Genomic DNA, 527 nt, shown 5'->3' with positions numbered 1-527 from the left:
GGCAGAAGTTGAATGGATTATTTGCTAAGATGTGAAAATGAAAATGTGATGAAAGAACCGAAAAAAGTCCGTTCCAGATGGCTTAACATCCGGTTAAACGAAGAGGAAGAAAATAAAATTAAAAAACTCTATAGCCGTTCTACTTGCAACAGTTTGGGCGAATATGCAAGAGATGTATTACAAAAAGATCCAGTAAATATTTTTTACAGAAATCAATCTGCAGATGAATTTTTGACAGAGATGATCCGACTTAAACAGGAACTGAATGCTATCGGAAATAACTTCAACCAGGTAGTTCATAAACTACATACACTCGACCATATTGCCGACATCAAAGCATGGGCCATCCGTAATGAAAACGGGAAAATTTTATTCATGAGAAAGGTGGATGAAATTTTAGAAAAAGCACATCAAATCTATGAGCTATGGTTGCAAAAATAACAGTTCCCGTTACTATAAACAGAGCACTCAATTATAACGAACAAAAAGTGCAGAAAGGGACGGCAAAATGCATCCATGCAAACGGC

General features: G+C 36.2%; 1 protein-coding gene. It reads left to right on the top strand.

The window, feature by feature from the left end:
* Positions 1-48: 48 nt before the first annotated feature.
* Positions 49-441, top strand: a complete 393-nt coding sequence (locus FW778_RS22945; protein ID WP_150417258.1) for a plasmid mobilization protein — start codon at positions 49-51, stop codon at positions 439-441.
* The last annotated feature ends 86 nt before the right edge of the window (positions 442-527 follow it).

Origin of the sequence: Ginsengibacter hankyongi, from assembly GCF_008710285.1 — a bacterium.
In the GTDB taxonomy this organism is placed as follows: Bacteria; Bacteroidota; Bacteroidia; order Chitinophagales; family Chitinophagaceae; genus Ginsengibacter; species Ginsengibacter hankyongi.
The sequence above is the reverse complement of the archived record's forward strand: the minus strand, read 5'-3'. Positions and strand labels throughout refer to the sequence as shown.

What these genes read in the sequence shown, in the direction of transcription:
- FW778_RS22945 (WP_150417258.1), top strand. Translation starts at nt 49, where the DNA reads ATGAAAGAACCGAAAAAAGTCCGTTCCAGATGGCTTAACATCCGGTTA.